The 5,061-nt window shown below is 54.6% G+C and carries 1 tRNA gene and 3 rRNA genes; all 4 read left to right on the top strand.

The window, feature by feature from the left end:
* Positions 1–16 precede the first annotated feature (16 nt).
* The 4 genes from LJ738_RS21040 (at position 17) to rrf (ending at position 5,022) form a co-directional block, all read left to right on the top strand.
* Positions 17–1,532: ribosomal RNA gene (locus LJ738_RS21040) — 16S ribosomal RNA — on the top strand.
* A 96-nt stretch (positions 1,533–1,628) separates the two neighbouring features.
* Positions 1,629–1,702, top strand: a tRNA-Ile gene (locus tag LJ738_RS21035).
* A 181-nt stretch (positions 1,703–1,883) separates the two neighbouring features.
* Positions 1,884–4,807: ribosomal RNA gene (locus tag LJ738_RS21030) — 23S ribosomal RNA — on the top strand.
* 103 nt (positions 4,808–4,910) lie between these two features.
* A 5S ribosomal RNA gene (rrf, locus tag LJ738_RS21025) occupies positions 4,911–5,022 on the top strand.
* The 16S, 23S and 5S rRNA genes sit together here with 1 tRNA gene alongside, the layout of an rRNA operon.
* The last annotated feature ends 39 nt before the right edge of the window (positions 5,023–5,061 follow it).

The following is a 5,061-nucleotide window of genomic DNA, read 5'->3' as shown; positions in this document are numbered from 1 at the left end:
GGGTGTAGAACATTTTACAATGGAGAGTTTGATCTTGGCTCAGGATGAACGCTAGCGGCAGGCCTAATACATGCAAGTCGAACGGTCTCTAGCAATAGAGATAGTGGCGCACGGGTGCGTAACGCGTAACCAACCTACCCAGTTCTGGGGGATAGCCCGCCGAAAGGCGGATTAATACCGCATAAGACCATAGTATGGCATCATACAGTGGTTAAAGATTTATTGGAATTGGATGGGGTTGCGTGCCATTAGCTAGTTGGCGGGGTAACGGCCCACCAAGGCGACGATGGCTAGGGGAGCTGAGAGGCTGGTCCCCCACACGGGCACTGAGATACGGGCCCGACTCCTACGGGAGGCAGCAGTAGGGAATATTGGGCAATGGGCGAGAGCCTGACCCAGCCATGCCGCGTGCAGGATGAAGGCTTTCTGAGTCGTAAACTGCTTTTGCCAGGGAAGAAAAAGAGGGATGCGTCCTTCACTGACGGTACCTGGTGAATAAGCACCGGCTAACTCCGTGCCAGCAGCCGCGGTAATACGGAGGGTGCAAGCGTTGTCCGGATTTATTGGGTTTAAAGGGTGCGTAGGCGGCCGATTAAGTCTGGGGTGAAAGCCCGTTGCTCAACAACGGAACTGCCCTGGAAACTGGTCGGCTTGAGTACAGACGAGGGTGGCGGAATGGATGGTGTAGCGGTGAAATGCATAGATACCATCCAGAACCCCGATTGCGAAGGCAGCTGCCTAGACTGTAACTGACGCTGAGGCACGAAAGCGTGGGGAGCGAACAGGATTAGATACCCTGGTAGTCCACGCCGTAAACGATGGATACTCGCTGCCGGCGATACAATGTCGGTGGCTTAGCGAAAGCGTTAAGTATCCCACCTGGGGAGTACGCCCGCAAGGGTGAAACTCAAAAGAATTGACGGGGGCCCGCACAAGTGGTGGAGCATGTGGTTTAATTCGATGATACGCGAGGAACCTTACCTAGGCTAGAATGCGCGTGACCGCCTCAGAGATGAGGCTTTCCTTCGGGACACAAAGCAAGGTGCTGCATGGCCGTCGTCAGCTCGTGCCGTGAGGTGTTGGGTTAAGTCCCGCAACGAGCGCAACCCCTATGTTTAGTTGCCAGCGCGTAATGGCGGGGACTCTAGACAGACTGCCTGCGCAAGCAGTGAGGAAGGCGGGGACGACGTCAGGTCATCATGGCCCTTACGCCTAGGGCTACACACGTGCTACAATGGACGGTACAGCGGGTTGCCAACCAGCGATGGTGCGCCAATCCCGAAAAGCCGTTCTCAGTTCGGATCGGAGTCTGCAACTCGACTCCGTGAAGCTGGAATCACTAGTAATCGCGTATCAGCAATGACGCGGTGAATACGTTCCCGGGCCTTGTACACACCGCCCGTCAAGCCATGGAAGTTTGGTAGACCTGAAGCCGGTGCTCGTCACAGAAGCCGGTTAGGGTAGAACAGGTAACTAGGGCTAAGTCGTAACAAGGTAGCCGTACCGGAAGGTGCGGCTGGATCACCTCCTTTCTGGAGCAGTTCGACTCGTGAGTTTTTATAATAGCATGTTACGGTTGTCACGCCGTTTGTCTTTTCCTGCATTCAAATAATTTAAACACTGGTTTTGGGCTTGTAGCTCAGGTGGTTAGAGCGCTACACTGATAATGTAGAGGTCCCTGGTTCGAGTCCAGGCAGGCCCACTCTAACAACAAGGACCAGTTGTTGACGCATACCGGTTCATTTCAATAGGAAATGAACCTCGACATCACTAAACACCAGAGTGATACACGTTCTTTGACGTAAGGGGTAACAAAAACGAAGCGTAGCGCGCTTGGCCTGGCAACAGGCAAGCAAGTTCTAGCAATAGAACAGCGATACGAAAGCGAAGTAAGCAAGAGCACACGGGGGATGCCTAGGGTCTGAGAGGCGACGAAGGACGCGATAAGCTGCGATAAGCTGGGGGGAGGGGCACATACCCGTTAATCCCCAGATTTCCGAATGGGGCAACCCCCTACCTGGAAGAGGTAGGAACCGACTCGCTTGACGAGCGGTGGCAAACGCCGAGAACTGAAACATCTAAGTACCGGCAGGAAAAGAAAATAACAATGATTCCCCAAGTAGTGGCGAGCGAACGGGGAGGAGCCCAAACCGGGTTGGTTACGGCCAGTCCGGGGTTGTAGGGTCGCGACATCTGATTGAATCGAGTTAGCTGAATTGCTTGGGAAAGCAGGCCAGAGACGGTGAAAGCCCGGTAAGCGACAATTCTGATTCACGGTAGCGATACCCTGAGTAGGGCGGGGCCGGAGAAACCCCGTCTGAAGCGAGCGGCACCATCCGCTAAGGCTACATACTCCTCAGACACCGATAGTGAACTAGTACCGTGAGGGAAAGGTGAAAAGAACCGGGAATACCGGAGTGAAAAGAACCTGAAACCGTGTGCTTACAAGCAGTTAGAGGGCTCTAGTGGCCTGATAGCGTGCCTTTTGCATAATGAGCCTACGAGTTACTCCTCCCCGGCAAGGTTAAGTGGTTATAGCCACGGAGCCGCAGCGAAAGCGAGTCTGAACAGGGCGCGGAGTCGGGGGGGGTAGACGCGAAACTTGGTGAGCTACCCATGAGCAGGTTGAAGGTGCGGTAACACGCACTGGAGGACCGAACGAGTTTCCGTTGAAAAGGATTTCGATGACTTGTGGGTAGGGGTGAAAGGCCAATCAAACTGAGAAATAGCTCGTACTCCCCGAAATGTATTGAGGTACAGCGTCGTGGTGAGGTCGTTGGAGGTAGAGCTACCAATAGGACTAGGGGGTGTCAGAGCCTACCGAATCCTGATGAACTCCGAATGCCAGCGGCTATACACGGCAGTGAGGCCTGGGGTGCTAAGGTCCCCGGCCGAGAGGGAAAGAACCCAGACCATCTGCTAAGGTCCCTAAATCTAGATTAAGTTGAACAAAGGAGGTCCAGTTGCTTTGACAGCCAGGAGGTTGGCTTGGAAGCAGCCATTCCTTTAAAGAGTGCGTAACAGCTCACTGGTCGAGCGACCGGGCATCGATAATACGCGGGCATCAAATCTAGTACCGAAGCAATGGATGTAACGTGAAAGACCGTTACGTGGTAGGGGAGCATTCTCCTTGCGGTGAAGGTGTGTCGTCAGGCATGCTGGAGCGTGGAGAAAAGCATATGTAGGCATGAGTAACGATAATGGGGGTGCGAAACCCCCACGCCGATAGACTAAGGTTTCCAGCTCAACGCTAATCGGAGCTGGGTTAGTCGGGACCTAAGGGGCAGCCGAAAGGTGAACTCGATGGACAGCAGGTTAATATTCCTGTACTAATGTTAAAAAGTGATGCAGTGACGCAGAAGTGAAAGCACCGCGGGCGGACGGAAGTGCCCGTTGAAGGCCGTAGGTATTGGGAGGGTAGTTAAGTACGCCCACCTAGCCGAAAGCTGATAGTACCGTACGTCCTTCGGGACACGCGGATAGTGTGCCTAATCCGACTGCCAAGAAAACCTGCTAAGCGTTTTAATTTTAACATTACCCGTACCGCAAACCGACACAGGTAGTCAAGGAGAGTATCCTGAGGCGCTCGAGTGAATCACGGCCAAGGAACTCGGCAAAATGGACCTGTAACTTCGGGAGAAGGGTCGCTTCCTCTTGGGCAACCAAGAGAAGCCGCAGTGAAAAGGCCCAGGCGACTGTTTAACAAAAACACATGGCTTTGCTAACGCGCAAGCGGACGTATAAGGCCTGACACCTGCCCGGTGCCGGAAGGTTAAGAGGGGAACTTAGTGCCGCAAGGTGCGAAGGTTTGAATCGAAGCCCCGGTAAACGGCGGCCGTAACTATAACGGTCCTAAGGTAGCGAAATTCCTTGTCGGGTAAGTTCCGACCTGCACGAATGGTGTAACGATCTGGGCGCTGTCTCAGCCGTGAGCTCGGTGAAATTGTAGTCTCGGTGAAGATGCCGAGTACCCGCCACGGGACGGAAAGACCCCGTGCACCTTTACTATAGGTTGCCATTGGTGTTGGGTTCGGCATGTGTAGCATAGGCGGGAGGCGCTGAGCCGGGGACGCTAGTTCTCGGGGAGCCACCGTTGAAATACCGCCCTTGCCGTGCCTGATGCCTAATCCTTCAAAGAAGGAGACAGTGGCTGCTGGGTAGTTTGACTGGGGTGGTCGCCTCCAAAAGAGTATCGGAGGCTTTCAAAGGTCCGCTCAGTACGCTTGGTAACCGTACGCAGAGCGCAATAGCAGAAGCGGGCTTGACTGTGAGGCCGACTAGCCGAGCAGGGTCGAAAGACGGATATAGTGATCCGGTGGTTCCGCATGGAAGGGCCATCGCTCAAAGGATAAAAGGTACGCCGGGGATAACAGGCTGATCTCCCCCAAGAGCTCATATCGACGGGGAGGTTTGGCACCTCGATGTCGGCTCGTCACGTCCTGGGGCTGGAGAAGGTCCCAAGGGTTCGGCTGTTCGCCGATTAAAGTGGCACGCGAGCTGGGTTCAGAACGTCGTGAGACAGTTCGGTCCCTATCTGTGGTGGGCGTTGGAAATTTGACAGGACCTGTCCTTAGTACGAGAGGACCGGGATGGACCAGCCGCTGGTGCGCCGGTTGTACCGCCAGGTGCAGCGCCGGGTAGCTACGCTGGGACGAGATAAGCGCTGAAAGCATCTAAGTGCGAAACTCACCTGGAGATGAGATTTCCCAATTGAAGGCCCGTCGGAGATGACGACGTGGATAGGCGGCAGGTGAACAAGCAGAAATGCAATAGCTGAGCCGTACTAAGTGGCCGAGGGCTTCGCCAATTAAGCAATTAATATAATCGTCAAGCGCGCAACACACGCTTCGTTTTTGTCCCCTTATGTCAACGTTATTGAGTCCTGCACGAACACGCAGTGACCCGCCAGCAATGGTGGCTTTAGCCCGGGTGTTCACCTCTTCCCATTCCGAACAGAGCCGTTAAGCCCCGGTGCGCCTATGGTACTGCCTTCACCGGTGGGAGAGTCGGTCGCCGCCAACCTTATTTACGAGTAACGCCCCCCGCCGCTTTCACCAGCCG

Source organism: Hymenobacter plasmatis, assembly GCF_020711255.1.
Lineage (GTDB): Bacteria > Bacteroidota > Bacteroidia > Cytophagales > Hymenobacteraceae > Hymenobacter.
The sequence above is the reverse complement of the archived record's forward strand: the minus strand, read 5'-3'. Positions and strand labels throughout refer to the sequence as shown.